At 72.7% G+C, this 23,721-nt stretch carries 24 protein-coding genes; 10 read left to right on the forward strand and 14 right to left on the reverse strand.

All coding sequences use genetic code 11. The annotated features are described in order from the left end of the window. Positions 1-296 precede the first annotated feature (296 nt). The 4 genes from ACZ7JZ_RS00250 to ACZ7JZ_RS00265 form a co-directional block, all read right to left on the reverse strand. Positions 297-743, reverse strand: coding sequence for an ATP-binding protein (locus ACZ7JZ_RS00250; protein ID WP_470931545.1), 447 nt, complete (start codon positions 741-743; stop codon positions 297-299). Between the two features lie 287 nt (positions 744-1,030). Continuing rightward, complete coding sequence (locus tag ACZ7JZ_RS00255; protein ID WP_470931547.1) at positions 1,031-1,432, reverse strand: (deoxy)nucleoside triphosphate pyrophosphohydrolase; 402 nt, start codon at positions 1,430-1,432, stop codon at positions 1,031-1,033. Between the two features lie 57 nt (positions 1,433-1,489). Then, positions 1,490-1,675 (reverse strand): SPOR domain-containing protein, encoded by a 186-nt coding sequence (locus ACZ7JZ_RS00260; protein ID WP_470931549.1) that lies wholly within the window; start codon positions 1,673-1,675, stop codon positions 1,490-1,492. Between the two features lie 299 nt (positions 1,676-1,974). Beyond that, positions 1,975-2,727: a GntR family transcriptional regulator gene (locus ACZ7JZ_RS00265; protein WP_470931551.1), complete on the reverse strand. Its 753-nt coding sequence runs from the start codon at positions 2,725-2,727 to the stop codon at positions 1,975-1,977. A 254-nt stretch (positions 2,728-2,981) separates the two neighbouring features. On the opposite strand from ACZ7JZ_RS00265, the gene ACZ7JZ_RS00270 reads away from it, so the two are divergent. Further along, a complete protein-coding gene (locus ACZ7JZ_RS00270) occupies positions 2,982-4,337 on the forward strand; it encodes a glycoside hydrolase family 18 protein (RefSeq protein ID WP_470931553.1) in 1,356 nt (451 codons plus the stop codon). A 136-nt stretch (positions 4,338-4,473) separates the two neighbouring features. Here the strand turns inward: ACZ7JZ_RS00270 and ACZ7JZ_RS00275 are convergent, their stop codons facing one another. After that, positions 4,474-6,033 (reverse strand): S8 family peptidase, encoded by a 1,560-nt coding sequence (locus ACZ7JZ_RS00275; RefSeq protein ID WP_470931555.1) that lies wholly within the window; start codon positions 6,031-6,033, stop codon positions 4,474-4,476. A 337-nt stretch (positions 6,034-6,370) separates the two neighbouring features. Here ACZ7JZ_RS00275 and ACZ7JZ_RS00280 point away from each other — a divergent pair, with 337 nt between their 5' ends. Both ACZ7JZ_RS00280 and ACZ7JZ_RS00285 read left to right on the forward strand, forming a co-directional pair. After that, positions 6,371-7,234, forward strand: a complete 864-nt coding sequence (locus ACZ7JZ_RS00280) for an isocitrate lyase/PEP mutase family protein (RefSeq protein WP_470931557.1) — start codon at positions 6,371-6,373, stop codon at positions 7,232-7,234. A gap of 146 nt (positions 7,235-7,380) precedes the next feature. Beyond that, positions 7,381-8,433: an EamA family transporter gene (locus tag ACZ7JZ_RS00285; RefSeq protein ID WP_470931559.1), complete on the forward strand. Its 1,053-nt coding sequence runs from the start codon at positions 7,381-7,383 to the stop codon at positions 8,431-8,433. Positions 8,434-8,462: 29 nt separating this feature from the next. Here ACZ7JZ_RS00285 and ACZ7JZ_RS00290 read toward each other — a convergent pair whose 3' ends face one another. From ACZ7JZ_RS00290 to ACZ7JZ_RS00305, 4 genes are all read right to left on the reverse strand, one after another. Continuing rightward, positions 8,463-9,344: a trypsin-like serine peptidase gene (locus ACZ7JZ_RS00290; RefSeq protein ID WP_470931561.1), complete on the reverse strand. Its 882-nt coding sequence runs from the start codon at positions 9,342-9,344 to the stop codon at positions 8,463-8,465. A gap of 41 nt (positions 9,345-9,385) precedes the next feature. Beyond that, complete coding sequence (locus ACZ7JZ_RS00295) at positions 9,386-10,486, reverse strand: alpha/beta hydrolase (protein ID WP_470931563.1); 1,101 nt, start codon at positions 10,484-10,486, stop codon at positions 9,386-9,388. Between the two features lie 107 nt (positions 10,487-10,593). Next, the gene (locus ACZ7JZ_RS00300) at positions 10,594-12,009 is read right to left on the reverse strand and encodes an alpha/beta hydrolase (RefSeq protein WP_470931565.1); all 1,416 of its coding nucleotides are present in this window, start codon (positions 12,007-12,009) and stop codon (positions 10,594-10,596) included. 117 nt (positions 12,010-12,126) lie between these two features. Beyond that, on the reverse strand, positions 12,127-12,651 hold the full coding sequence (locus tag ACZ7JZ_RS00305; protein WP_470931567.1) for a GNAT family N-acetyltransferase: 525 nt from the start codon (positions 12,649-12,651) through the stop codon (positions 12,127-12,129). Positions 12,652-12,811: 160 nt separating this feature from the next. On the opposite strand from ACZ7JZ_RS00305, the gene ACZ7JZ_RS00310 reads away from it, so the two are divergent. Next, positions 12,812-13,393: a Uma2 family endonuclease gene (locus ACZ7JZ_RS00310; RefSeq protein WP_470931569.1), complete on the forward strand. Its 582-nt coding sequence runs from the start codon at positions 12,812-12,814 to the stop codon at positions 13,391-13,393. A 97-nt stretch (positions 13,394-13,490) separates the two neighbouring features. On the opposite strand, the gene ychF is transcribed toward ACZ7JZ_RS00310, so the two are convergent. Next, positions 13,491-14,579, reverse strand: a complete 1,089-nt coding sequence (gene ychF, locus ACZ7JZ_RS00315; RefSeq protein ID WP_470931571.1) for a redox-regulated ATPase YchF — start codon at positions 14,577-14,579, stop codon at positions 13,491-13,493. 174 nt (positions 14,580-14,753) lie between these two features. Between ychF and ACZ7JZ_RS00320 the strand changes: the two genes are divergently transcribed. Next, the gene (locus ACZ7JZ_RS00320) at positions 14,754-15,368 is read left to right on the forward strand and encodes a DUF6542 domain-containing protein (protein ID WP_470931573.1); all 615 of its coding nucleotides are present in this window, start codon (positions 14,754-14,756) and stop codon (positions 15,366-15,368) included. A gap of 44 nt (positions 15,369-15,412) precedes the next feature. Here the strand turns inward: ACZ7JZ_RS00320 and ppgK are convergent, their stop codons facing one another. Further along, positions 15,413-16,162: a polyphosphate--glucose phosphotransferase gene (gene ppgK, locus ACZ7JZ_RS00325; RefSeq protein ID WP_470932403.1), complete on the reverse strand. Its 750-nt coding sequence runs from the start codon at positions 16,160-16,162 to the stop codon at positions 15,413-15,415. 81 nt (positions 16,163-16,243) lie between these two features. Beyond that, a complete protein-coding gene (locus ACZ7JZ_RS00330; protein ID WP_470931575.1) occupies positions 16,244-17,236 on the reverse strand; it encodes a 4-hydroxy-3-methylbut-2-enyl diphosphate reductase in 993 nt (330 codons plus the stop codon). Positions 17,237-17,339: 103 nt separating this feature from the next. On the opposite strand from ACZ7JZ_RS00330, the gene ACZ7JZ_RS00335 reads away from it, so the two are divergent. The 4 genes from ACZ7JZ_RS00335 (at position 17,340) to ACZ7JZ_RS00350 (ending at position 21,162) form a co-directional block, all read left to right on the forward strand. Then, positions 17,340-18,782 carry an APC family permease gene (locus tag ACZ7JZ_RS00335; protein ID WP_470931577.1) on the forward strand — a complete coding sequence of 481 codons (1,443 nt, stop codon included), beginning with the start codon at positions 17,340-17,342 and terminating at the stop codon, positions 18,780-18,782. A 33-nt stretch (positions 18,783-18,815) separates the two neighbouring features. Continuing rightward, positions 18,816-20,030, forward strand: coding sequence for an exodeoxyribonuclease VII large subunit (xseA, locus tag ACZ7JZ_RS00340; RefSeq protein ID WP_470931579.1), 1,215 nt, complete (start codon positions 18,816-18,818; stop codon positions 20,028-20,030). A 73-nt stretch (positions 20,031-20,103) separates the two neighbouring features. Then, the gene (locus tag ACZ7JZ_RS00345) at positions 20,104-20,373 is read left to right on the forward strand and encodes an exodeoxyribonuclease VII small subunit (RefSeq protein WP_470932405.1); all 270 of its coding nucleotides are present in this window, start codon (positions 20,104-20,106) and stop codon (positions 20,371-20,373) included. A gap of 198 nt (positions 20,374-20,571) precedes the next feature. After that, complete coding sequence (locus tag ACZ7JZ_RS00350; RefSeq protein ID WP_470931581.1) at positions 20,572-21,162, forward strand: malonic semialdehyde reductase; 591 nt, start codon at positions 20,572-20,574, stop codon at positions 21,160-21,162. 78 nt (positions 21,163-21,240) lie between these two features. On the opposite strand, the gene ACZ7JZ_RS00355 is transcribed toward ACZ7JZ_RS00350, so the two are convergent. Then, complete coding sequence (locus ACZ7JZ_RS00355; RefSeq protein ID WP_470932407.1) at positions 21,241-21,759, reverse strand: DUF4245 domain-containing protein; 519 nt, start codon at positions 21,757-21,759, stop codon at positions 21,241-21,243. A gap of 190 nt (positions 21,760-21,949) precedes the next feature. On the opposite strand from ACZ7JZ_RS00355, the gene glpX reads away from it, so the two are divergent. Continuing rightward, a complete protein-coding gene (glpX, locus tag ACZ7JZ_RS00360; RefSeq protein WP_470931583.1) occupies positions 21,950-22,981 on the forward strand; it encodes a class II fructose-bisphosphatase in 1,032 nt (343 codons plus the stop codon). Positions 22,982-23,148: 167 nt separating this feature from the next. Here the strand turns inward: glpX and ACZ7JZ_RS00365 are convergent, their stop codons facing one another. Continuing rightward, on the reverse strand, positions 23,149-23,538 hold the full coding sequence (locus tag ACZ7JZ_RS00365) for a WhiB family transcriptional regulator (protein WP_470931585.1): 390 nt from the start codon (positions 23,536-23,538) through the stop codon (positions 23,149-23,151). Positions 23,539-23,721 lie beyond the last annotated feature (183 nt).

The raw sequence follows: 23,721 nt of genomic DNA on the forward strand, positions 1-23,721 counted from the left end.
GTACGGGCGTCCCGGGCGCACCGGGTTCACCAGGCGCTCGGGCCGCTTCGGGCACTTCGGCATGCTGCGCCTGCGCAGGTATCTCGCTCACGCGACCGTCCCCTCCAGCTCACCGCAACCGGACCGGCCATGACCGAAGTATTCAGTACGGCGGCCACGGACGGCACGGCGTCCACGATCACAGCAAGGTCTCGTTCGCCCCTGTGAGGCCACCTCCGCGACCCCCCGGCCGGGGCGGGGTCACGGGCGGTGCCGCGGGGTGCGCCCGCCGTGATCGCCGCCGCGTCTCCACTGTGTTACTCACCAGGCAGGGCCAACTCGAACCACACGGTCTTGCCCGTCTTGCCGTGGCGGGTGCCCCAGCGCTGGGCGGAGACGGCCACCAGGTGCAGTCCGCGGCCGCCCTCGTCATCGGGTGCGGCCACCCGTTCCCGGGGCGGATCCGGAAGGGGATCGGAGACTTCCACGAGCAGGGCGCGCGGCTGCCCGGAGTGTTCCGTGGCCGAATTCTGCCGTACGAGCCGGACCCCGATGGGCCCGGAGGCGTACCGCAGGGAGTTGGTCACCAGCTCGCTGACCAGCAGGACGGTGACATCGCCGACGGCGTCCAGACCCCAGGAGTGCAGGGTGCCGCGGACGGCGTGCCGGGCGGTGCGGACGGCGCCGGGCTCCGCGGGGAAAGCCCATTGGGCGATGTCCGCGCTGTCGGCGCAGTCGGATTCGGAATCGATCACGCCGATCACTTCCCGGGCCAGCAGGCGGACCCCAGTCCGGTTTGTCAGGGGGGCGAGATTGGGATTAATAGCGACATACCCGATATCCGGGGCGCCGTACCGCCCCGCCACCCACCCACCGGCGCACTGTGGCACGAACGGCGTACACCCCCGGTCCCGTGCGCCGCTGACGGCGTACGCCCCGGGCCCGCGCGCCGACCGTGCGCGGGCCGCACGCCGGGTCCGGCGTGCGGGTCGGCGGACGTCGGGCCGTCCGGCCCTGCCGCCGGTCCGCACCCCCGGCGCCGCGGCGGACCTCAGTCCGCCGCGGCGCGCAGCCTGCGGCCGGCCTCCGCCACTGCCGGGCGGTCCTGCTCCAGCCAGTCGACGGAGTCCAGTTCGTCCGGCGCGAGCCAGCGCAGCTCGTCGTGGTCCTCCAGGGCCGCCGGCTCCCCGGCGAGCAGCCGCGCGGTCCACACGTGCAGGACGAGTCCCGGTCTCACGGGCCACTCCCCCGGGATCCGCTCCAGGGCCTCGGTCTCCACGCCCAGTTCCTCGCGGAGCTCGCGGACCAGGGCCTCGGCCGCGGTCTCGCCCGGCTCGGCCTTCCCTCCCGGCAGCTCCCACCGGCCGGCCACCTCGGGCGGGGAGGTGCGGCGGGCGGCCAGCAGCCGCCCCTCGTGGCAGACGGCTCCGCCCACGACCACTCGTTCAGTCATGGGCGGAGCCTATGCCGTGCTCATCGGGGGCGGCGCCGCGCTCCGGCCCCGCCCGTCTCAGTTCGCGGAGGCGGCCTGCCCGAGGCGCTCGACCCAGTACAGCTGGTGGTGTCCGGGCCCTTCGAGGCCGTCGGCCACCTGCTCGGCCTCGGTACGGGTGGCGTAGCGGCCCACCCGGTAGCGGTTGCCGTTGTCGTCGCGCCGTATCACCAGCCACGGAAGCTCGGCACCGCTGTCGTTCATCGCGCTTCACCCTCCGCCGACGTACTCGCCCAGGAAATCGCATGACGCATATGCCTGAGCTTACGCCCGACCTTCACGGAGCGGATACGGGTTTTCACGAAGAGGTACCTGCCGGCGTACGCATTCGGCCATGCGTACGGGCGCGGCGCGCGTGCGCCGTGTGCCGGGGTCGCAAGGGGGGGGCGCACAGCAGCGCCGGGGGTCCGGGAGCTCGGCTGAGCTCCGGGACCCCCGGCGCAGGGGGTGTGCGGGTGCGGCGCGGCGGGCCGGACCGTCCCGGCGGCGGCCTGCGCCGCCGGCTATCTGACGGGCAGGTGGTACGAGACGCGGTAGCGGTCCGCGGGGACGACCACGTCGGCGGTCTCCACGGCGCGGCCCGAGGCGAAGTACGTCCGCCCGATGACCAGGACCACGTGTCCCGGGACCCCGCCGAGCGTGAGGATCTCCTCCGCCAGCCCGGGGCGCGCGCCGACCTCCTCGACCACGTTGTCCACCACGACGTCGATGGCGGCCATCCGGTCCACGACCCCGCAGCCGCCCAGCGGCCCCTCCTCGGGGAGCATCACGGGGGTCCGCCCGGTCACGGACAGCGGCTCCCAGGAGGTGGAGAGCATCATGGCCTCGCCCGCGTCGCGGAAGACGTACCGCGTGCACATCACGCGGTCGCCGGGCTCGATGCCGAGCCGCGCGGCGATGGCCGCCGGGGCCCCGGTCTGCTCGCTGCGGGACTCCCAGGTGCCGCGGGCGGCGCCGTCGGCCTGCTCCTGGCGGAAGGGGGTCGAGGTGCCGCCCGAGCGGTACCCGGAGCGGGCCACCCGGCGGGGCACCGGGCGCTCGCGCACGTACGTGCCCGAGCCGGAGCGGCCCTCCACGAGGCCCTCCGCCATGAGCACCTTGCGGGCCTCCAGCGCCACCGTGTCGGAGACCCCGTACTCCTCGCGGATCCGGGCCTGCGAGGGCAGCCGGGCATGCGGAGGCAGGGAGCCGTCGACGATCTTGCGCCGCAGATCCCCTGCGACGCGCAGGTAGGCCGGCTGCTCACCGAAAGTCACGGGCACTCCCATCAGGTTGACAGACAGCAACAGACTGGCAACCGACGGTTGAGCGCCGCAAGCAAAGGCCAAAGTTTCACTCGAAGTGATGAGCGCCCCCTGCCCAAACCACCGCCGAGGGTACAGCGATCAAGGAATCCGGCCCGCGCGCCCTGCCGCGGCCCGCCCGGGGCTCTTGACCGCCCTGGTCCAGACCAATAGCGTCCGGCGTGCACGAGCCCAACTCCCCGCATCCGCAACCCCAAAGGAAGCCCATGCGCCGCAGCACGCTCGGCAGACTGGCCGTCGCCGCCTGCTCCCTCCCGCTCCTCACCGCCCTCGCCCCCGCCGCGAGCGCGGCCCCGGAGTCCGCCCGTGACTCCGCGTCCGCGGACCGCTCCCACCACGACCGCGCGTACAAGCGCGTCGGCTACTTCACCCAGTGGGGCATCTACGGCCGGGACTTCCAGATCCAGGACATGGACACGAGCGGTCAGGCGGCGAAGCTGACCCACATCAACTACGCCTTCGGGAACGTCAGCGCCGAAGGCAAGTGCATCATGGGCAACATCCCCGGCGAGGCCGACGCCTGGGCCGACTACCAGCGCGGCGTCGACGCCGCGAACTCGGTGGACGGGGTCGCCGACACCTGGGACCAGCCGCTCGCCGGCAACTTCAACCAGCTCCGCGAGCTCAAGGCCAAGCACCCCGGCCTCAAGGCGCTGATCTCCCTGGGCGGCTGGAGCTGGTCGACGCACTTCTCCGACGCCTCCCTCACCCCGGCCTCCCGCAAGGCCTTCGTCTCCTCCTGCATCGACCTGTACATCAAGGGCAACCTGCCCAAGGACGGGGAGCGGGGCGGGCCGGGCGCCGCCGCCGGGGTCTTCGACGGCATCGACCTCGACTGGGAGTGGCCGGGCTCCGCGGGCGACAGCGACACCACGTTCCGCCCGGAGGACAAGAAGAACTTCACCGCGCTGGTGCGGGAGTTCCGCACCCAGCTCGACGCCCTCTCGCGCAGCCAGAAGCGCAAGGCGAAGTACGAGCTGACGGCCTACGTGCCCACGGCCGAGGCGAAGATCGACGCCGGCTTCGAGGTCCGCAAGATCATGCGCGACTTCGACTTCGTGAACCTCCAGGGCTACGACTTCCACGTCTCCGGCGAGGCGCGCACCGCCCAGCAGTCCGCCCTCTACGCCCGCAACGACTACAGCGTGCACGGCACCGTGCAGGCCTGGCTCGACCGCGGCGCCCCCGCCCGCAAGCTCGTGATGGGCATGCCCTTCTACGGGCAGGGCTGGACCGGGGTCAGCGGGGGCGGCAACGGCATGGGCAAGCCCGCCACGGGCCCCGCCCCGGCCACGTACGCCGCCGGGTACGAGGACTACAAGGCCCTGAAGAAGCTGGCCGCCTCCGGTGCCTACAAGGTCCACCGCGACCGCCGCAACGGCCACGCCTGGCTCTTCGACGGCACCACCCTGTGGACGTACGACGACCCGCAGGTCCTCGCCCGCAAGGCCCGCTACATCCGTGAGAACGGCCTGGGCGGCGCCATGTTCTGGTCCATGGACGCGGACACCGCCGACGGCGAGCTGACGGCCGCCGTGGACCGCGGCCTGCGCCGGCACTGACCGGCCCGGGGCCCGCGGGTCCCGGACGGCGCACGAAGGAGGGGCGGCCGCTGTGGCGGCCGCCCCTCCCGTGTCACGTGGTCCGCGCCCTTCCGGTCAGCTGCCCCGGACGGTCACCGGTACCCGCCGGACCCGCTCAGAACTGCAGGGACCAGGCGTCGATCTTGCCGGTGTCGACGTTGGCGTTGTCGTTCACCCGCAGCTTCCAGGTGCCGTTCGCGACCTCGGAGGAGGCGTTGACGGTGTAGCTGCGGATGATGTTGTCCGCGCTGCCGCCGGTGCGGTTGTGCAGGTTGTACAGGGTGCCGTCGGGCGCGACCAGGTCGACCTTGAGGTCACCGATGTACGTGTGCTTGATGTCGACCGCGACGGTCAGCGCGGCCGGGGCGTTGCCGGCGACGCCGCTGACGGTGACCGGGGAGTCCACGGTGGCGTTGTCGTTGATCGCGTAGTCGCCGGTGTTCTCGAACTTCGGGCCGGGCGGGTTGGTGGTGCCGCCGCCGACGCGCAGCAGGCGGTTCGGGGAGCCCGTACCGGGGCTGGTGACCACGTTCGGGGTCGAGGCGCTCACCAGGGCGGCGCTCACCTGGGCCGGGGTGGCCGAGGTGTTCTGGGAGAGCCAGACGGCCGCCGCGCCCGCGACGTGCGGGGAGGCCATCGAGGTGCCCGAGATCGAGTTCGTCGCCGTGTCGTTGGTGTTCCACGCCGAGGTGATCGAGGAGCCCGGGGCGAAGATGTCCAGGATGCTGCCGTAGTTCGAGTAGCTGGCCTTGGCGTCCGTGCTGGTGGTCGCGCCGACCGTGATGGCCTCGGCCACGCGGGCCGGGGACTTGGTGCTGGCGTCCGTGGACTCGTTGCCCGCCGCCACCGCGTAGGTGATGCCCGAGGCGATGGAGTTGCGGACCGCGGTGTCCAGCGCGGAGTCGGCGCCGCCGCCGAGGGACATGTTGGCCACGGCCGGCTTCACGGCGTTCTGGGTGACCCAGTCGATGCCCGCGACGACCTGGGCGGTGGTGCCGGAGCCCTGGTTGTTGAGCACGCGGACGCCGACGATCTTGACCTTCTTGGCCACGCCGTACGCGCCGCCGCCGACGGTGCCGGCGACGTGGGTGCCGTGGCCGTGTCCGTCCTGGGCGACGTTGTCGTTGTCGATGGCGTCGTAGCCGTTGAAGGCGCGGCCGCCGAAGTCGCTGTGGCTGATGCGGACGCCGGTGTCGATGACGTACGCCGTGACACCCTCGCCGGCCTTGTCCGGGTAGGTGTAGCTCTGGTTCAGCGGCAGGTTCGTCTGGTCGATGCGGTCCAGGCCCCACGACGGCGGGTTCGGCTGGGTCGCGTCGATGGTGAAGAGGCGGTTCTGCACCACGGACTTGACCGCCGGGTCGGCTGCGAACTTCCGGGCCTGGGCCTCGGAGAGCTTGATCTCGTAGCCGTTGAGCGCCTTCTTGTACGTGCGGTTGACCTTGGCCCCGTACTTGGCGGCGAGGGCCCGGCCGGCCGCGGAGTCGGCCTTGGCGCCGTCGAGGGTCACGATGTAGCTGCCGGATATCGCGCCGGCGGCGCCTGCGTTCTCGATGAAGCCTTCGGCGGGGGCGGCGGTGGCCGGCAGCGCGGAGACCGCACCGAGCACGAGGGCGACGACGGCGGTCGCGCTGATGCCGGCGATCTTACGGCGTGATGGACGCATCACGGACATCTGAGGGGTCCTCCTCATAGGTGGTGCGTTGCGGGGGGTGAGGCAGACGCGAAGACATGAACATGACAAACAAGAAAGGAGATCCTGCGGCCAACTCCCGTCTGCCACCGAAAGGTTGACGCACGCCACCGAGATCCCACAAGAGTGCGCCCAACGCTTCACAGCCACGCCACACAACGGCCACGAATTGCCGTACCCGCCTCTCGTGCGACGCGTACACGACATACGGCCGCAATGAACAGACGCGTTCCGGGCAGACCCCGGACCCGGCCGCCCCCTGCGCATGCATGTCGGATTTCCGCCAGCGGATTCCCGCCGCGGATGATGGAGTGGCCTCATGACCAGCACCGAACACGCAGCAACCGCAGGGCAGTCGGGGGCCGCTGCCCGCCCCGCCCCCGCCGAACTCGCCCGCGCCTTCCGCGCCCTGCACGTCCCCGGCACCCCCCTGGCCCTGGCCAACGCCTGGGACGCGGCCAGCGCCCGGATCGTCGCCGCCGCCGGCTCCCCCGCCGTGGCCACCACCAGCGCCGGGGTGGCCTGGAGCCTGGGCGCCCCGGACGGGGACGCCATCGCCCGCGACCAGGCCGTGGACCTGGTCGCCCGGATCGCGGCCGCCGTGCCCGTACCCGTCACCGCCGATATCGAGAGCGGCCACGGGTCCACCCCGCAGGAGGTCGCGGAGACCGTGGCCCGGGTGATCCGGGCCGGGGCCGTCGGCATCAACATCGAGGACGGGCGGATCGGCCCCGACGCCCTGGCCGAGCGGATCGCGGCCGCCCGCGCCGCGGCCGACGAGGCCGGCGTCCCCCTCTACATCAACGCGCGTACGGACACCTACCTCTTCGGACTCGGCGAACCCGGCGCGCCCCGGCTGGCCGAGACCCTGGAGCGGGCCGCCCGCTACCTCGCGGCGGGCGCCACCGGCATCTTCGTGCCCGGCACCACCGACCCGGACACCGTGGCCGCGCTGGCCAAGGGCATCGACGCCCCGCTCAACCTGCTCGTCGGTCCCGGCGACCCGTCCGTGGCCGAACTGGCCGCCCTGGGCGCGGCCCGGGTGAGCCTGGGCTCGGCGGTCGCGGAGGCGGCGTACGCGGTGGCGGCGCGGGCGGCCCGCGAGCTGCTGGGCGGGGGAACGTATACGGCGCTCGCGGACGGGCTCCCGTACGGGGAACTGAACGCGCTCCTCAAGGGCTGAACCGGCGGGGTCGGCGGTCCCCGCCCGGGGGCAGGGACCGCCGACCGCCCCTCCACCCCCGCCCCACCCGAGTTCTGCCCGGATCCTGCCCGGTTCCGGGCAGGATCCCTGGCTCCGGGGCCCCGATCTCCCTAGGATCTTGCGTCATGCACCTATCGAAGCCCGCGGACGCGGAAGAAGCGCAGGGAGCGGACGCGGCGGCGGGCGCTCCGGCCGCCGCCACGCCCCCCGCACTGCCCCCCGCACTGCCCCCCGGACCGCCTGCCGGACCGCCCGACTCCGCGGCCGCCGCCCCGGCCGCCTCTCCCGTCCGCCGCGTGACCGGCACGGTCTGGGGCGCCCTCGCGATCGTCTACGTGGTCTGGGGCTCGACGTACCTCGGCATCCGCATCGTCGTCGAGACCATGCCGCCCTTCCTCTCCGCGGGCGCCCGCTTCATCACCGCGGGCCTGCTGCTCGCCGCCCTCGTGGCCTGGCGCCAGGGCCCGCAGTCCCTGCGCCTGAACCGCTCCCAGCTCGGCTCGGTCGTCCTGGTCGGCCTGCTGCTGATCCTCGGCGGCAACGGCCTCGTCGTCCTCGCCGAGCAGCACGTCCCCTCGGGCCTGGCGGCCCTGCTCGTCGCGGCCGTCCCCATGTGGGTGGTCCTGCTGCGGGCGGCGGGCGGGGAGCGGCCGCCGCTGCGCACCTTCGGCGGGGTGGCCCTCGGCATGGCCGGGCTGGGGGTGCTCACCCTGCCGGGCCTGAGCGGCGAGGTCCGGATGTCGGGCGTGGTGATGATCCTGGTCGCGGCCCTGCTGTGGTCCCTGGGCTCGTACTCCTCCGGGCGGCTGCCGATGCCCGCCAACCCCTTCGCGGCGAGCGCGTACGAGATGGTCGCGGGCGGGCTGGCCGCGGTGGCGACCGGCCTGGTCCGCGGCGAGCAGCGGGGGCTCGACCTCGGCGCGGTCTCCGGCCGTTCCTGGACGGCCTTCGCGGGCCTGATCCTCTTCGGCTCCCTGGTGGCCTTCACGGCGTACGTGTGGCTGCTGCACTCGGCGCCGCTCTCCCTGGTCTCGACGTACGCGTACGTCAATCCCGTCGTGGCCGTCCTCCTCGGCGCCCTGGTCCTCGGCGAGGCCCTGACCTGGCCGATCCTGCTGGGCGGCGGGATCGTGGTGGCGGGCGTGTGCGTGATCGTCTCCACGGAGCGCAAGGGCTGAGGGGCCGCCGGGCGGCCCGGCCCGCGTCCTCAGCGGGCGGCGGGAGCGGCGGGTGCGACCGGGGCGGCGGCCGCCGCCCCGTACAGCTTGCGGGCCCGGCCGTCGAAGCGCGCGGCCGTCGAATCCGCGTCGGTGTCCCCGCCGCTGAGCACCCCGATCAGCCGCCCCGGCGAGCCCCCCGCCGTACCGCCGGACCCGCCGGCCTCCCGGTCCGCGATCCACGGGCTGCCGCTGGTGCCCGTCCAGAACCCCGGGCAGTTGATGTACAGCATCCCCGGCTCGCCCTCGGCCGCGGACGTGCGGGTGGTGCAGGACACGGGGTCGTTGTGCGGGTTGTGGCCCTCCTCCGGGTACCCGGCCACCGTCACCTCGCGGACCTCGCCCGAGTCCCAGTCCGGTGCCGGCACCTGCCCGCGGCCCACCGCGTCCTGGAGGCTGCGCCCGGCGGGGTCGGGGGCCACGGTCAGGAAGGCGTAGTCCGCGGTGTCGTCCCCGTACAGCCGCCAGCGGTCGTCCACGTGCACCGAGGTGACCTTCCAGACCCCGAGCGGCCTGCGCCCCTCGCCGCCGCCGGAGAAGCCGGGGGCGAAGGACAGCTCGCCGATGGCCAGCCCGTCGTGGGCCACCTCGCCCGGTTCGCCGTCCTCGCCGGCCGGGGAGACGCAGTGCGCGGCCGTGGCGACGACGTTGCCGTGCGGGCTGTCGACCACGCTCGCCGTGCACCAGTGCCGGCCGTCGGCCATGAGCACGCCGACGGCCGGGAAGGGCAGGTCCGCCGGTTCGGTGCGGCCGCCGAAGGCGTGCGTGTACGTGAAGAGGGCGACGGCCAGCCCCGCGGCGGTCCCGGCGGCGGCCAGCACCGCCCCGCGGCGGCGCAGGCCGCGCGGCTCCGTACGCTCTACGCCGCCCACCGGGGCCCCGTCCCCGCCCGTCAGTCGCTCCTCGCCGCCCATCAGACGTCGGGGGCCGTGGTCCGCCCGGGGGTGGGCAGCGGGTCGGGGGTGGGGGCCAGCATGACCCTGCTGATCCACTCCAGCGAGCCCTCGCGCATCCCGCGGACGTACGACTTGCCGTTGTGCTCGCCGTCGTCGATGACCTGGAGCCGGGTGTGCACGGGCCCCTGCCCGTACGTCCGGATGAACCGCTCCAGGTTCGCCCGGCCGGACTCCCGGGTGCCGATCTGGAAGTTCACGTACACGTCCGGGCCCTTGGCGGCGATCAGGCGCTCCGCCAGCCGCTCCGGGTTGTTCGCGGCCTTCTCCTCGGGGAAGCCCTTCCACAGCGGGGAGTCGGGCACGGTGTCCGGGCCGGAGGCGATCACTGCCTTGAAGCGCTCGGGGTACTGCATGACCTGCTTGAGGGCCACGAACCCGCCCGAGGAGGAGCCCATGAAGGCCCAGCCGTCTCGCGAGGTGAAGGTCCGGAAGTTCGCCTTGACGAAATCCGGTACGTCCTCCGCCATCCAGGTGCCCATGCGGGGGCGGCCGGGGATGTCGGAGCCGTCGTAGTAGAACTTCTTGTCCGGATTCAGTACGGGCATGACGAGGATGAAGGGCAGGCTGGTCCCCGCCTCGACCCCCTCGCTGACCGCCTTCTGCAGTCCGAGGCCCGTGCCCATCCAGTAGTTCTTGGGGTAGCCGCGGCCGCCGGGCAGCGCGACCAGCACCGGGAAGGCGCTGCGGGCGTAGCGCGGGTCCTCGTACTCCTTGGGCACCCAGACCCACACGTCACCCGTGAACCCGGACTTCGCCCCCACCAGGGTGGTGCGGCCGATCTCCGTGCCGTCGGGGAGCCGCGCGGTGCGCACGAAGTCCGCGGCGGGGCCGGTGGGCATCCGGACGCCCGGCCGGTGGGTGCTGCTGACGGGGTTCTGCGGCTTGGCCCGGCCGAAGGACATCGGCTCGCCGTTGTCGGAGAAGAAGTCGGTCTGCCACGCGGCCACGCCGGCGCCGCCCGCGAGCAGCGCGGTCAGCAGCACGCCGACGAGCAGCGCCCGCCGCCGGCGGCGGGGCCGCCCGGGGGGCGGGCTGCCGTGCTGGAGGTTGTCCTTCACCGTGATGTCCGACCGTCCCTACTGGCATATCTACGCATTAACAACCATTGTCCCCGCTCCGGGAGACACCCCGTACCGGCCGACTACCGGGCCACCGGTAGTCCGGGTCACTGGGGGACGGGCTTGGCCATCACCTTGCTGATCCACTCCAGCGAGCCCTCCTGCATCCCGCGGACGTAGTCCCAGCCGTTGTGGTCGCCGCCCTGGATCACACGCGTGGTGATCTTCACGGGGCCCCTGCCGTAGTCCTTCTCGAACTTCTTCAGCCGGGCCAGGTCGGCGGCGCCCTCCTTGGTCCCGATCTGGAAGTTCACGTAGACCTCGGGACCGCTCCCGGCCGCCAGCCTCGCCGCCAGCCGGCCGGGGTCGTTGGCGTCCATCAGCTTCCTGTCCCCCCGCCACAGCGGCGAGTCGGGGGCCGTCTCGCCGCCGCTCGCGATCACCGCCTTGAAGCGGTCGGGGTGCTGCATGACCATCTTGAGCCCGACGAACGCGCCGGAGGAGTTGCCCATGAAGGCCCAGCCGTCGCGGGAGGTGAAGGTCCGGAAGTTGGCCTTGGCCAAGGCGGGCACGTCCTCGGCCATCCACGTGCCCATCCTGGGCTGGCCGGGGATGTCCGAGCCGTCGTAGTAGTTCTTCTCGTCCGGGTTGAGCACCGGCATGACGAGGATGAAGGGCAGGCTGGTCCCGGCCTTGACCCCTTCGCTGACGGCCTTCTGGAGGCCGAGGCTGCGGTCGGCCCAGTAGTTCGCGGGGTAGCCGTTGCCGCCGGGCAGGGAGATGAGCACCGGGAACGCGCTCTTCGCGTACTTCGGGTCCTCGTACTCCTTGGGCACCCACACCCACACGTCACCCGTGAACCCGGACTTCGCGCCGGTCAGCCGGGTCTTGACGATCGAGGTGCCGTCGTCGAGCCGCGAGGTCCGCTTGAACTCGGCGAAGGGCCCGGCCGGCAGGGAGACCCCGGAGGACTCCCCGCCCCCGGCGTCCTTCCCCTCACCCTGCCCTGCCCCCTGCCCCGCGCCCTGCCCGCCGGCCCCGGCGGGCTTGGCGAAGCTGACCGGCTCGCCGTTGTCGTTGAACCAGTCCAGCTTCCACCCGGCCACCCCGACCCCGGCCCCGGCGAGCACGACCAGCGCCACGACCCCGGCAACCACACCCCGCCCCCGCCGACGCCGCCGGGGCGGCTCGGGCACGGGCGGCTGCACGGGCGGCTGCGCGTACTGCTGCTGGTACGGCTGCTGGTACTGCCCGTAAGGCACCTGCTGCCCGTAATGACCCTGCTGGCCCTGCTGGCCCCGCTGATCCGGCTGCACCGGCTGCCCCTGCGGCACCGGGGCCCCCGGCCCCTGGTAGGGCGGCGGGTAGGCCCCTGCGTACGGATCGGCGTACCCGTCGGACTGCGAGCCCCCGTACCGGTACGGGTTCGAAGACTGGTCCGCGTACGGGTACGGGTACGGCTGCTGCCCGTGCGACGCGGGCTGCTCGTCCTCGGGCCGCGGGCGCTGCGGGTACTGGTGCACGGGACTGGCTCCGAACGGTCAGGCCTGCCCCTCAGGACAGGACGGGTTGGTATCCCCGCCCTACCTGATGCACGAACAACCCAGGAGGTTGCAAAAACGACCAAAAACGTGACCGGGCTAGCGCAGCTCGCCTTCCAGCAGCCCCATCGTGAACATGTCGTACCAGCGGCCGTCCCGGCGGAAGACCTGGCGCAGCCGGCCCTCCTCCACGAACCCGACCTTGCGGTAGATGTGGTGCGCGGGCTCGTTCTCGGTGACCACGGTCAGCGTGATCTTGTGGAGGCGCATCTTCTCGAACCCGTAGCGGCACATGGTGCGCAGGGTGTCGGTGGCGTAGCCCTTGCCCCAGTACGCCTTCTCGCCGAGGTAGATGTCGAGCTCGGCGATCCCGGTCTCGGGCTCGGCCCCCCGCAGGCACACCAGCCCGATGAGGGTCCCGTCCTCGATGGACTCGGCCCCGTAGACGACATCGGCGTACGCGTTGCGCTCCCGCTCGGCGAGCCACTTCTCCGTACGGTCGAGGGGCTGCGCGTAGCCGTCGCTCATCCAGCGCATGACCTCGGGGTCGTGGTTCCAGCGCCACAGCGCCTCGGCGTCCCCCACCCGCAGCGCCCGCAGCCGCACCTTGTCACCGAGCACCATTTCCGCCCCCACATCTCAAGATCACACCAACGCCCGCCACCCTCACACACCCATCCCTGCACTTCAAACCCCTTTTCCCGGCCGCCCCCGCACACACTGCCGAACCCCCGGCCCGTTCATCGCCCCTCCGGCCCGACCCCCGGGCCGCTACCGTGATGCCATGACCGCGCTGCCCGACTGGATGCGCCCGCCTCGCGCGGAAGGCTGGTTCGCGGAGGACCTGGACCGCCTCCCCGAGGCACCCCGCCACACCGAGCTGATCGACGGATCCCTCGTCTTCATGCTGTCGCCCCAGAGGTGGTGGCACGGCCACCTCGTCACCATGCTCACGGTCGCACTCATGGCACAGGTACCCGCAGGCACCAGAGTCGGCCGCGAGATGACCATCAAGCTCGACCCGCGCAACCGTCCCGAACCGGACCTGCTCGTCACAACGGCCGATTTCGACGCAGACCGCACCTGGTTCGCGCCGGAGGACGTCCAGCTCGTCGTCGAGGTCGTCTCGCCCGAGTCCGCCCACCGCGACCGCACGGTGAAACTCCGCAAGTACGCGGAGGCCGGCATCCCGCACTACTGGTGCATCGAGGACGAGGACGGGGCCCCCGTGATCCACGTCTACGAGCTCGACGAGCCGACCGGCGCCTACGCCCCCGCCGGGATCTTCCGCGGCACCCTCCAGCGCCCGGTGCCCTTCGAGATCACCCTGGACCTCGACACGCTCACACCACCGCGCACCAGCTGAAGATCCGGTACTGCGGCAGCGCGGGAACGCAGGAGGGGCCGGACTCGATCGATCGAGTCCGGCCCCTCCTGGTCTGCCGAGTACGGCAGCGGAGCCGCTACACGTTGAAGCGGAACTCCACCACGTCGCCGTCCTGCATGACGTAGTCCTTGCCCTCCATGCGGGCCTTGCCCTTGGAGCGGGCTTCGGCTACCGAGCCGCAGGCGACCAGGTCGGCGAAGGAGATGACCTCGGCCTTGATGAAGCCGCGCTGGAAGTCGGTGTGGATGACGCCGGCGGCCTCGGGGGCGGTGGCGCCCTGCTTGATGGTCCAGGCGCGGGTTTCCTTCGGGCCGGCCGTCAGGTAGGTCTGCAGGCCCAGGGTGGCGAAGCCGACACGGCCGAGGGTGGCGAGGCCGGGCTCCTCCTGGCCGACGGACTGGAGGAGTTCGAGGGCCTCCTCGTCGTCCAGCTCGGCGAGGTCCGCCTCCAGCTTGGCGTTGAGGAAGATCGCCTCGGCCGGGGCCACCAGGGCGGACTGCTCGGCCTTGAAGGCCTCGTCCGTCAGCTCGTCCTCGTCCACGTTGAAGACGTAGAGGAAGGGCTTGGTGGTGAGCAGGTGCAGCTCGTGGAGGAGGTCGCCCTGCTCCGTGCCCTTGGTGATGCCCTTCGAGAACAGGGTGTGGCCCTCTTCGAGGATCTTGCGGGCCTCGACGACCGCCGCCAGGACCGCGACCTTGTCCTTCTGGAGGCGGGACTCCTTCGTCAGGCGCGGCTCCGCCTTCTCGATGGACTGGAGGTCGGCGAGGATCAGCTCGGTGTTGATCGTCTCGATGTCGTCCTTGGGCGAGACCTTGCCGTCCACGTGGATGACGTTCTCGTCCTTGAAGGCGCGGATGACCTGGCAGATCGCGTCCGACTCGCGGATGTTCGCCAGGAACTTGTTGCCCAGGCCCTCGCCCTCGCTCGCGCCGCGCACGATGCCGGCGATGTCGACGAAGTCGACGGTGGCGGGCAGGACGCGCTCCGACTTGAAGATCCCGGCGAGGACCGCGAGGCGGGGGTCCGGGACGCCGACGACGCCGACGTTCGGCTCGATCGTGGCGAACGGGTAGTTGGCCGCCAGCACGTCGTTCTTGGTCAGGGCGTTGAACAGGGTCGACTTGCCGACATTCGGCAGGCCGACGATTCCGATCGTGAGCGACACGTTGGCGACTTCCCGTGAGCTGGAGGTGGGGCGGCCCGAGGTCAGGCCGTCCTACAGTTTACGGCCCCCGGGCCCGGGCCCCGTCGGCGCCCGGGAGGGACCGGTCTCGGTCAACTGTGGGAAAACGCGTGTCCATGGGGCGGTTCGGGGCGCCGCTCGACCTACTTTGGTCGCGTGGAGCAATACAGGACGCGTTCGCCGCATCACCCCGAGCGACGCCCGCGGGCGACGCCGGGCCACCGCACCGCCCTGCCCGCCCAGGGCCGCACCCCGCGCCCGCGGCCGGGGGCCCGCGGCGGCACCCGGCCGGTGCCGCTGCTGCGCCGGCTGCCGGCGCCGCGGCTGACCGGGCTGGGCGGCGGGCTGTTCGCCTGCGCGGCGATGCTGCTGGCCGCGGGGGTGGCGTGGCTGCTCTTCGACGGTTCGGTGGTCGCGTACGGGGTGCTGTTCGTCCCCGTGGCGGCGGCGACCGCGCTGTGGGTGCGCCCCGCCGACCTGATCACCGCCCCCGTCTCCGCCCCGATCGCCTTCGCCACCGGGGTCTGGCTGATCGCCGGGGGCTCGGGCGGCTTCGGCGGCCAGGTGATGGGCGTGGTCACCGAGCTGTCCCTGCACGCGGGCTGGCTGTACGGGGGCACGCTGCTGGCCGCCCTGATCGTCGTCGTGCGCAAGGCCGTGCTGATCGGCAGGCGCCGCGCGGCGGGCGCCGGGCGCGCCCCGTCGGAGCGGGCTCCGGCGGGGGCGGCCCGGGTGGTGCCGGGCGGCCGGGTACCCCGCCGCGCCGCCTGACCCGAGGGAAGGGGCGGGAGCGGCTTCCGCCCCGGCGCGAAGCGCTACGCGCCCGCCGCCGCGCGGGACGCCATCGCGGCGCCGACGATGCCCGCGTTGTTCTGGAGCTGTGCCGGGACGATCTCGGCCGCGATGCCCTCGATGAGGGGGAGGAACTTCTCCGGCTTGCGGCTGACGCCGCCGCCGATGACGAACAGTTCCGGCGAGAAGAGCATCTCCACGTGCGCGAGGTACCGCTGGACCCGGCGGGCCCAGCGCTCCCAGCTGAGGTCGTGGTCCTCCTTGGCCTTCACCGAGGCGCGGGTCTCCGCGTCGTGGCCGTGGAGCTCCAGGTGGCCCAGTTCGGTGTTGGGGACGAGGCGGCCGCCGGTGAAGAGGGCGCTGCCGATGCCCGTACCCAGGGTGAGGACGAGGACCGTGCCCGTGCGGCCGCGGCCGGCGCCGTACGTCATCTCGGCGACCCCGGCCGCGTCGGCGTCGTTCAGGACCGTGACCGGCAGGCCGCCGAGGGCCCCGGAGAGCAGGGTGCGGGCGTCGGTGCCGACCCAGGACGGGTCCATGTTGGCCGCCGTACGGATGGTGCCGGCCGTGACCACGCCGGGGAAGGTGACGCCCACGGGGCCCTGCCAGTCGAAGGCGCGGACCACCTCGGCAACGCAGCCGGCGACCCCCTCGGGGGTGGCCGGCTGCGGGGTGAGGACCTTGTGGCGCTCGGTCGCCAGGTCGCCGCGCTCCAGGTCGACCGGGGCGCCCTTGATGCCGGAACCGCCGATGTCCACGCCCATGATCTGCATCGTCTGCATGGTTTCACGGTACGGAAGGCGGGGCGCGTCGACTACTCGTCCCGCCCGGGACCTCGGCGGCCGGGGGCGGGCCTACTTCTCGGCGAGCAGGGTCGCCGCCTCCGCGCGCAGGTCGCGGCGCAGCTCCTTCGGCAGCGAGAAGACGATGGACTCCTCGGCGGTCTTGACGATCTCCACGTCCGCGTAGCCGCGGGCCGCGAGCCACTCCAGGACCTCCTCGACCAGGACCTCCGGCACGGAGGCGCCCGAGGTCAGGCCGACCGTGGTGACGCCCTCCAGCCAGGCCTCGTCGATCTCGCTCGCGAAGTCGACCAGGTAGGCGGCGCGCGCGCCCGCGTCGAGGGCGACCTCGACCAGGCGGATGGAGTTCGAGGAGTTCTTGGAGCCGACGACGATGACCAGGTCGGCGTCCGCGCCCATGGCCTTGACGGCCGCCTGGCGGTTGGAGGTGGCGTAGCAGATGTCGTCGCTCGGCGGGGAGACCAGCAGCGGGAACCTGGTCTTCAGGGCGTCGACGGTCTCCATGGTCTCGTCCACGGAGAGGGTGGTCTGGGAGAGCCAGACGACCTTGGACTCGTCGCGGACGGTGACCTTGTCCACGTCGTGCGGGCCGTCCACGATCGTGATGTGGTCGGGGGCCTCGCCGGAGGTGCCGATGACCTCCTCGTGGCCCTCGTGGCCGATGAGGAGGATGTCGAAGTCCTCGTTGGCGTAGCGGACGGCCTCCTTGTGCACCTTGGTGACCAGGGGGCAGGTCGCGTCGATCGTCGCGAGCCTGCCGCGGGCCGCCTCCTCGTGCACCACCGGCGCGACCCCGTGCGCGGAGAACATCACGATGCTGCCCTCGGGGACCTCCGCCGTCTGCTCGACGAAGATCGCGCCCTTCTTCTCCAGGGTCTGTACGACGTACTTGTTGTGCACGATCTCGTGGCGGACGTAGATCGGCGCCCCGTACTGCTCGAGGGCCTTCTCCACGGCGATCACGGCACGGTCGACGCCCGCACAGTAGCCGCGGGGGGCAGCGAGCAGGACACGGCGGGATGCGGAGGCAGTCATGCCGTCCATCGTACGGCGGAGCGGCGGAGGCCGGAGATCGCGCCCGTCCTTCAGACTGGGTCGAAATCACGTACGCGCAGCGAAGGAACGCACACACCACGGAGGGGGCCGTATGTCCGGCGGTCGAACCGACGGAGTGGAGGGTTCCGGCGGGGCCCTCCGGCGGGATCTCGGCTTCCGGGACCTGGTGGTGTACGGGCTTCTGTTCATCGCCCCCATGGCCCCCGTCGGGGTCTTCGGCACCCTCGACGCGAAATCGCACGGCGCGGTCGCCCTCGTCTACCTCGTCGCCACCGTCGCGATGGCCTTCACGGCCTTCAGCTACGCGCAGATGGTCCGGGTGGCCCCGCAGGCCGGCTCGGTCTTCACGTACGCGCGGAAGGGCCTCGGAGAGGGAGCGGGACTGATCGCCGGGTGGATGGCGATGCTGGACTACCTGCTGATCCCGGCGGTCGCCTACCTGTTCTCGGGGATCGCGATGAACGCCCTGGTGCCGGAGGTCTCCCGGTGGGTGTGGACGGCCCTGGCGGTGGTGGTGACCACCCTGCTGAACCTGTGGGGCGTACGGGCGGCCGCCCGCGTCGGCTTCGCCGTGCTCGCCATGGAGATCGCCGTCCTGCTGGTCTTCCTGGTGTCGGCGGTGACCGTACTGGCCAGGGACGGGGCGCAGCGCGGCTGGCTGTCCCCGCTGACCGGCGACGGCTCGCTCGGCTTCTCGCTCGCGGCCGTGCTCGGCGCGGTCTCGGTCGCGGTGCTCTCGTACCTGGGCTTCGACGCGATCGCCTCCTTCGCGGAGGAGGTCACGGGCGGTTCGGCGAAGGTGGCCAGGGCGGTGCTGTTCTGCCTGGCGCTGACCGGGGTGCTGTTCCTCGCGCAGACGTACCTGGCGGCCCTGCTCACCCCCGTCAGCTCGGCGGAGCTGGCCGCCGACCCGGCGAAGCAGGGGCCCGCCTTCTACGACGCGGTGGACGCGTCGGTGGGCGGCTGGCTGCACGACCTGGTGGCCGCCAGCAAGGCGGTCGGCGCCGCCTTCGCGGCCCTGGCCGGGCAGGCGGCGGCCGGGCGGCTGCTGTTCGCGATGGCGCGGGAGCGGCGGCTGCCGAAGGCCCTGGCGCGTACGAGCGGGGGCACCCCGCGCCCGGCGCTGCTGGTGGCGGCGGCGGTGACGCTGGTGGCGGCGGTGTGGGCGGCGCGGCGCGACGACGGGCTGGACCACCTGGTGTCGGTGGTGGACGTGGGGGCGCTGACGGCCTTCACCCTGCTGCACGCCTCGGTGGTGGGCTGGTTCGTGGTGCGGCGGATGGCCGGCCCGCCCGTCTGGTGGCGGCACCTGGTCGTACCGGTGCTGGGCGCGGCGGTGACGGTGGCGGTCATCGTGGAGGCCTCGGCGGCGGCCCAGGCGGTCGGGGCCGTATGGCTGGCGGCGGGCCTGGCGGTACTGGCGGCCCAGCGGGGGCGGCGGGGGGCCGGGGGCGGTACGGGCGGCCATCCCGGCGGCGGGCCCCTCAGCGGTACGGGCGGCGGTACCGGCGCCCCCGGCGGGCGTCGTGCCTGAGACGGTGTCAGCGCGGCCGGATAGCCTGCGGGCATGGGTCTGAATACGTCCGCCGAGGCGCCGCTGCCCGTGGGCCGGGTGTCCCGGCTCATCGGGGGCTGGATCGAGCGGCTCGGGCAGGTGTGGGTGGAGGGGCAGATCACCCAGCTGTCGCGGCGGCCGGGCGCGGGGGTGGTCTTCCTGACCCTCCGCGACCCGTCGCACGACATCTCGGTGAGCGTGACCTGCTTCCGGCAGGTCTTCGACGAGGTCGCGGACGTGGTCTCGGAGGGCGCGCGGGTGGTGCTCCTGGCCAAGCCCGAGTGGTACGCGCCGCGCGGCCAGCTGTCCCTGCGGGCCACGGAGATACGGCCGGTGGGCGTCGGGGAGCTGCTGGTGCGGCTGGAGCGGCTGAAGCGGTCGCTGGGGGCCGAGGGCCTGTTCGACGCGGACCGCAAGAAGCCGCTGCCCTTCCTGCCGCAGCTGGTGGGCCTGGTCTGCGGCCGGGCCTCGGCGGCCGAGCGCGACGTGCTGGAGATGGCGCGCCGCCGCTGGCCGGCGGTCCGCTTCGAGGTGCGCAACGTCGCCGTGCAGGGGGTGCACTCCGTACCGCAGGTGGTGGCGGCGGTGCAGGAGCTCGACGCGCTGCCCGAGGTGGACGTGATCATCGTGGCGCGGGGCGGCGGGAGCGTGGAGGACCTGCTGCCGTTCTCGGACGAGCAGGTCGTACGGGCCGTGGCGCAGGCCCGGACCCCGGTGGTCTCGGCGATCGGGCACGAGCCGGACTCCCCGCTGCTGGACCTCGTCGCCGACCTGCGGGCGTCCACGCCCACGGACGCGGCGAAGAAGGTGGTCCCGGACGTGGGCGAGGAGCTGGAGCGGGTCCGGTTGCTGCGCGAGCGGGCGCTGCGGTCCGTACGGGGCCTGCTGGACCGGGAGGAGCGGGGCCTGGCGCATGCGCTGGGCCGGCCGGTGTTCGTGCACCCGCAGCGGATGGTGGAGACCCGGGAGGCGGAGCTGGAGGCCCTGCTCGGGCGCAGTCGGCGGACCCTGAAGCACCTGCTGGACCGGGCCGACTCGGAGCTCGCGCACACCCTGGCGCGGGTGGTGGCGCTGAGCCCGGCGGCCACCCTGGAGCGGGGGTACGCGGTGCTCCAGCGGGCGGACGGGCACGTGGTGCGCTCCGCTTCGGAGGTCGCGCCGGGGGACGAGCTGCGGGCCCGGGTGGCTGAGGGCGGGTTCGCGGTGCGGGTGGCGGAGTCCCCCTGAGCACGGGCGGGGCCCGCCGGGGTTTCATGCGCGCGCAATATTCCTTTCGTACGACACACAGAGGGTGGAACTGATGGCCGGTACGGATGCGGCGGCGGACGCCGCGCTGGGCTACGAGCAGGCGCGGGACGAGCTGATCGAGGTGGTGCGCCGCCTGGAGGCGGGCGGGACCACGCTGGAGGAGTCGCTGGCCCTGTGGGAGCGGGGCGAGGAGCTGGCTCAGGTCTGCCGCCGCTGGCTGGAGGGGGCCCGGGCGCGGCTGGACTCGGCGCTGGCGGGCGGATCCGGCGGCGGGGACGCGGGGGGCGCGGGTTCCCAGGGGTCCGCTGAGGACGGGGAGTAGGCCGGGGATCGGGCCGGGCCCGCAGACTGTCCGCCGGGGCCGGGAATAGGCGCAGGTCCGGGCCGGTTACGAGGTTCGTTGACTGCTCAACGACGTGTGATCCCGACCACCGCGGGGCCAGATAGTTGAAATTTCATCTATTTCTGCCCTAGAGTCGGAGACACCGCACAGCCCGCACCACTTGGAAGGCGCCCGCCGATGTCCCTCGTTCTCGACTCCGCCGCACAGGACCTGCTCTTCCGCGAGGCCCGCACCGCCAACACCTTCTCCGACGAGCCCGTCACCGACGAGCAGGTGCAGGCGATATACGACCTGGTCAAGTTCGGCCCCACGGCCTTCAACCAGACCCCGCTGCGCATCACGCTGGTCCGCTCCCCCGAGGCCCGCGAGCGCCTGGTGAAGCACATGGCCGAGGGCAACCAGGCCAAGACCGCCGCCGCCCCCCTGGTCGCGATCCTGTCCGCGGACAACGAGTTCCACGAGGAGCTCCCGCAGCTGCTCCCGCACTTCCCGCAGGCCAAGGACATGTTCTTCGCCGAGCGCCCGGTCCGCGAGGGCTCCGCCCTGCTGAACGCCGCCCTCCAGGCCGCGTACTTCATCGTGGGCGTCCGCGCCGCCGGCCTGGCCGCGGGCCCGATGACCGGTGTGGACTTCGCCGGGATCCAGAAGGAGTTCCTGGACGCCGACCACACCCCGCTGATGGTGGTCAACATCGGCAAGCCGGGCGAGGACGCCTGGTTCCCCCGCTCCCCGCGCCTGGCGTACGACGAGGTCGTCACCACCGTCTGAGCCCGTACGCGCGAGAAGAGGCCGGCCCCGGCAGTTCCGGGGCCGGCCTCTTCTCGCATGTCCGTATCCGTACGGGCCTCAGCCCTTCTTCATCTCCAGCGCCGCGGCCATCTCGGCGAGCCGCTCGAAGGAGGCCGTGCCTGTGACCACGGTGGTCACGCCCTGCTCCTTGCGCACCAGCCCGTCGTACTTCGGGCCCTCCCAGCGCGTCCAGGTCAGGTCCCCGGCGCGCTCCGTGCCCGGGGTCTCCACGGCCTGGTGCGTCACCTTGCGCACGTAGTTGTCCGGGGAGGCGTCGGTGGACTGCTCCACCGCCACGTACTCCCCGTCCGGGTCGAGGAAGCCCAGGTGCCAGGAGTTGGCGTTCTTCCGCTCGAAGGTCACCGAGGTGGCCCGCCACTCCGCGGGGAGCCCCACCGGGGCCGCCACCGGGTACGGGGCCGCCCGGCGCGCCGTCAGGGTCTCGACGCGGTAGTCGACGACCCTGGTCGGGTCGGCGTCCTCGTCGTGCGGGATGAACACGTAGATGAGGGCGACGAGAGCGCCGATCACCGCCAGTGACCGCACCATGTCCTGGACCGTCTGCTTGCCTTTCATACCTGCCACGCGACCCATCGTCCCTCATGGCCGCGGGAGGCCGTCGCCAGGGTCGCCCGGAAGGACGCGGATGGCGATATGCCGCTCATACGTGACCCCCTCTGCTCAATTTGTCGACCTGACGATAGAGTTCCAGCACCCTCCTTAACGGCCGTCGTCGTGCCGTCGTCGTACAGAAAGGTGCGCTCCGATGACCGAGCACAACCTGCCGCCCCAGCTCGAGGTCTCTCCCGAGGCCCCCGACCGGAACCTCGCCCTGGAACTCGTCCGCGTGACCGAGGCGGCGGCCATGGCCGCCGGCCGCTGGGTCGGCCGCGGTGACAAGATCGGCGCCGACGGCGCGGCCGTACGGGCCATGCGCACCCTCGTCTCCACCGTCTCGATGAACGGCGTCGTCGTCATCGGCGAGGGCGAGAAGGACGAGGCCCCGATGCTCTTCAACGGCGAGCGGGTCGGCGACGGCACCGGCGCCGAGGTCGACATCGCCGTGGACCCGATCGACGGGACCACCCTCAACGCCAAGGGCATGCCGAACGCCATCGCCGTGCTCGCCGCCGCCGACCGCGGCGCCATGTTCGACCCGTCCGCGGTCTTCTACATGGACAAGCTCGTCACCGGCCCCGAGGCCGCCGACTTCGTGGACATCAACGCGCCCGTCGCGGTGAACATCCGCCGGGTCGCCAAGGCCAAGGGCATGGCCACCGAGGACGTGACCGTGGTCATCCTCGACCGCCCGCGGCACGAGGGCATCGTCAAGGAGATCCGCGAGACCGGCGCCCGCATCAAGTTCATCTCCGACGGCGACGTGGCCGGCTCGATCATGGCCGCCCGCGAGGGCACCGGCGTCGACCTGCTGCTCGGCATCGGCGGCACCCCCGAGGGGATCATCTCCGCCTGCGCCATAAAGTGCCTGGGCGGCGTGATCCAGGGCAAGCTGTGGCCCAAGGACGAGGCCGAGCGCCAGAAGGCCCTCGACGCGGGCCACGACCTGGACCGCGTCCTGCACACCGGCGACCTGGTCTCCGGCGACAACGTCTTCTTCGTCGCCACCGGCATCACCGACGGCGAACTGCTGCGCGGCGTGCACTACCGCTCCGAGACCGCGACCACGTCCTCGCTGGTCATGCGCTCCAAGTCCGGCACCATCCGCCAGATCGACTCCACGCACCGCCTGTCGAAGCTGCGCGCCTACAGCGCCATCGACTTCGACCGCGCCCAGTAGGGGCGAGGCGGTACGGACGGACCCGAGGGGCGCTCCCCGTGTGCGGTGGGAGCGCCCCTCGGGTGCGTCCGGGTGCGGGCGGCCGGGCCCGGCGGATCCGGGCGGGCCGTACGGTCCGGGCGAGCCGGGAGGCCGTACGGGCCGGGTGCGGGCGGCGGTACGGGGCCTCAGCCCGCCGCCGCGATCGAGCCCGCGGCCGCCGTGCCCTGGCGCAGTTCGGCGGCGCGCCGGCGCCGCCGGGCCAGCACCACGCGGCGCTCGGCCGCGGTCAGCCCGCCCCACACCCCGTACGGCTCGGGCTGGAGCAGCGCGTGCTCGCGGCAGGCGACCATGACCGGGCAGCGGGCGCAGACCCGCTTGGCGGCCTCCTCGCGCGAGAGCCTGGCAGCCGTCGGCTCCTTGGAGGGAGCGAAGAACAGTCCCGCCTCGTCCCGGCGGCAGACCGCGTCCGCATGCCAGGGGCCGTCCTCTTCCCTGACCGGCAGCCGGGGGGCCGGGATACCCGGAAGGGCCTGTACTGCGGCTGCCTGCAAGGACTGATGCGGCGGTTGCTGCACGGTCTACTCCTGACGACGTATTCGCGAGCGAGAGACGATGCAGCTGTCTCTACCCGCTGAACGCAGGCCTATGCACTGCCTTCCACTTCAGGGAACTTCGACCGAATTCCGCCCCCGCCGCACTCCGCTTCCGGCCGGGCCGGACAAGGCCGGGGGGCGGACCGGATCCGGGCTCCCGCGGCC

Source organism: Streptomyces sp. NPDC038213, assembly GCF_055600495.1.

Coding starts and splice junctions, on each gene's coding strand:
- ACZ7JZ_RS00355 (WP_470932407.1), bottom strand. CDS start 21,759: ATGAAAGGCAAGCAGACGGTCCAGGACATGGTGCGGTCACTGGCGGTG.
- ppgK (WP_470932403.1), bottom strand. CDS start 16,162: ATGCAGATCATGGGCGTGGACATCGGCGGTTCCGGCATCAAGGGCGCC.
- ACZ7JZ_RS00335 (WP_470931577.1), top strand. CDS start 17,340: ATGTCCGGCGGTCGAACCGACGGAGTGGAGGGTTCCGGCGGGGCCCTC.
- ACZ7JZ_RS00260 (WP_470931549.1), bottom strand. CDS start 1,675: ATGAACGACAGCGGTGCCGAGCTTCCGTGGCTGGTGATACGGCGCGAC.
- ACZ7JZ_RS00275 (WP_470931555.1), bottom strand. CDS start 6,033: ATGTCCGTGATGCGTCCATCACGCCGTAAGATCGCCGGCATCAGCGCG.
- ACZ7JZ_RS00345 (WP_470932405.1), top strand. CDS start 20,104: ATGGCCGGTACGGATGCGGCGGCGGACGCCGCGCTGGGCTACGAGCAG.
- ACZ7JZ_RS00285 (WP_470931559.1), top strand. CDS start 7,381: ATGCACCTATCGAAGCCCGCGGACGCGGAAGAAGCGCAGGGAGCGGAC.
- ACZ7JZ_RS00270 (WP_470931553.1), top strand. CDS start 2,982: ATGCGCCGCAGCACGCTCGGCAGACTGGCCGTCGCCGCCTGCTCCCTC.
- xseA (WP_470931579.1), top strand. CDS start 18,816: ATGGGTCTGAATACGTCCGCCGAGGCGCCGCTGCCCGTGGGCCGGGTG.
- ACZ7JZ_RS00310 (WP_470931569.1), top strand. CDS start 12,812: ATGACCGCGCTGCCCGACTGGATGCGCCCGCCTCGCGCGGAAGGCTGG.
- ACZ7JZ_RS00305 (WP_470931567.1), bottom strand. CDS start 12,651: ATGGTGCTCGGTGACAAGGTGCGGCTGCGGGCGCTGCGGGTGGGGGAC.
- glpX (WP_470931583.1), top strand. CDS start 21,950: ATGACCGAGCACAACCTGCCGCCCCAGCTCGAGGTCTCTCCCGAGGCC.
- ACZ7JZ_RS00350 (WP_470931581.1), top strand. CDS start 20,572: ATGTCCCTCGTTCTCGACTCCGCCGCACAGGACCTGCTCTTCCGCGAG.
- ACZ7JZ_RS00280 (WP_470931557.1), top strand. CDS start 6,371: ATGACCAGCACCGAACACGCAGCAACCGCAGGGCAGTCGGGGGCCGCT.
- ACZ7JZ_RS00255 (WP_470931547.1), bottom strand. CDS start 1,432: ATGACTGAACGAGTGGTCGTGGGCGGAGCCGTCTGCCACGAGGGGCGG.
- ACZ7JZ_RS00330 (WP_470931575.1), bottom strand. CDS start 17,236: ATGGACGGCATGACTGCCTCCGCATCCCGCCGTGTCCTGCTCGCTGCC.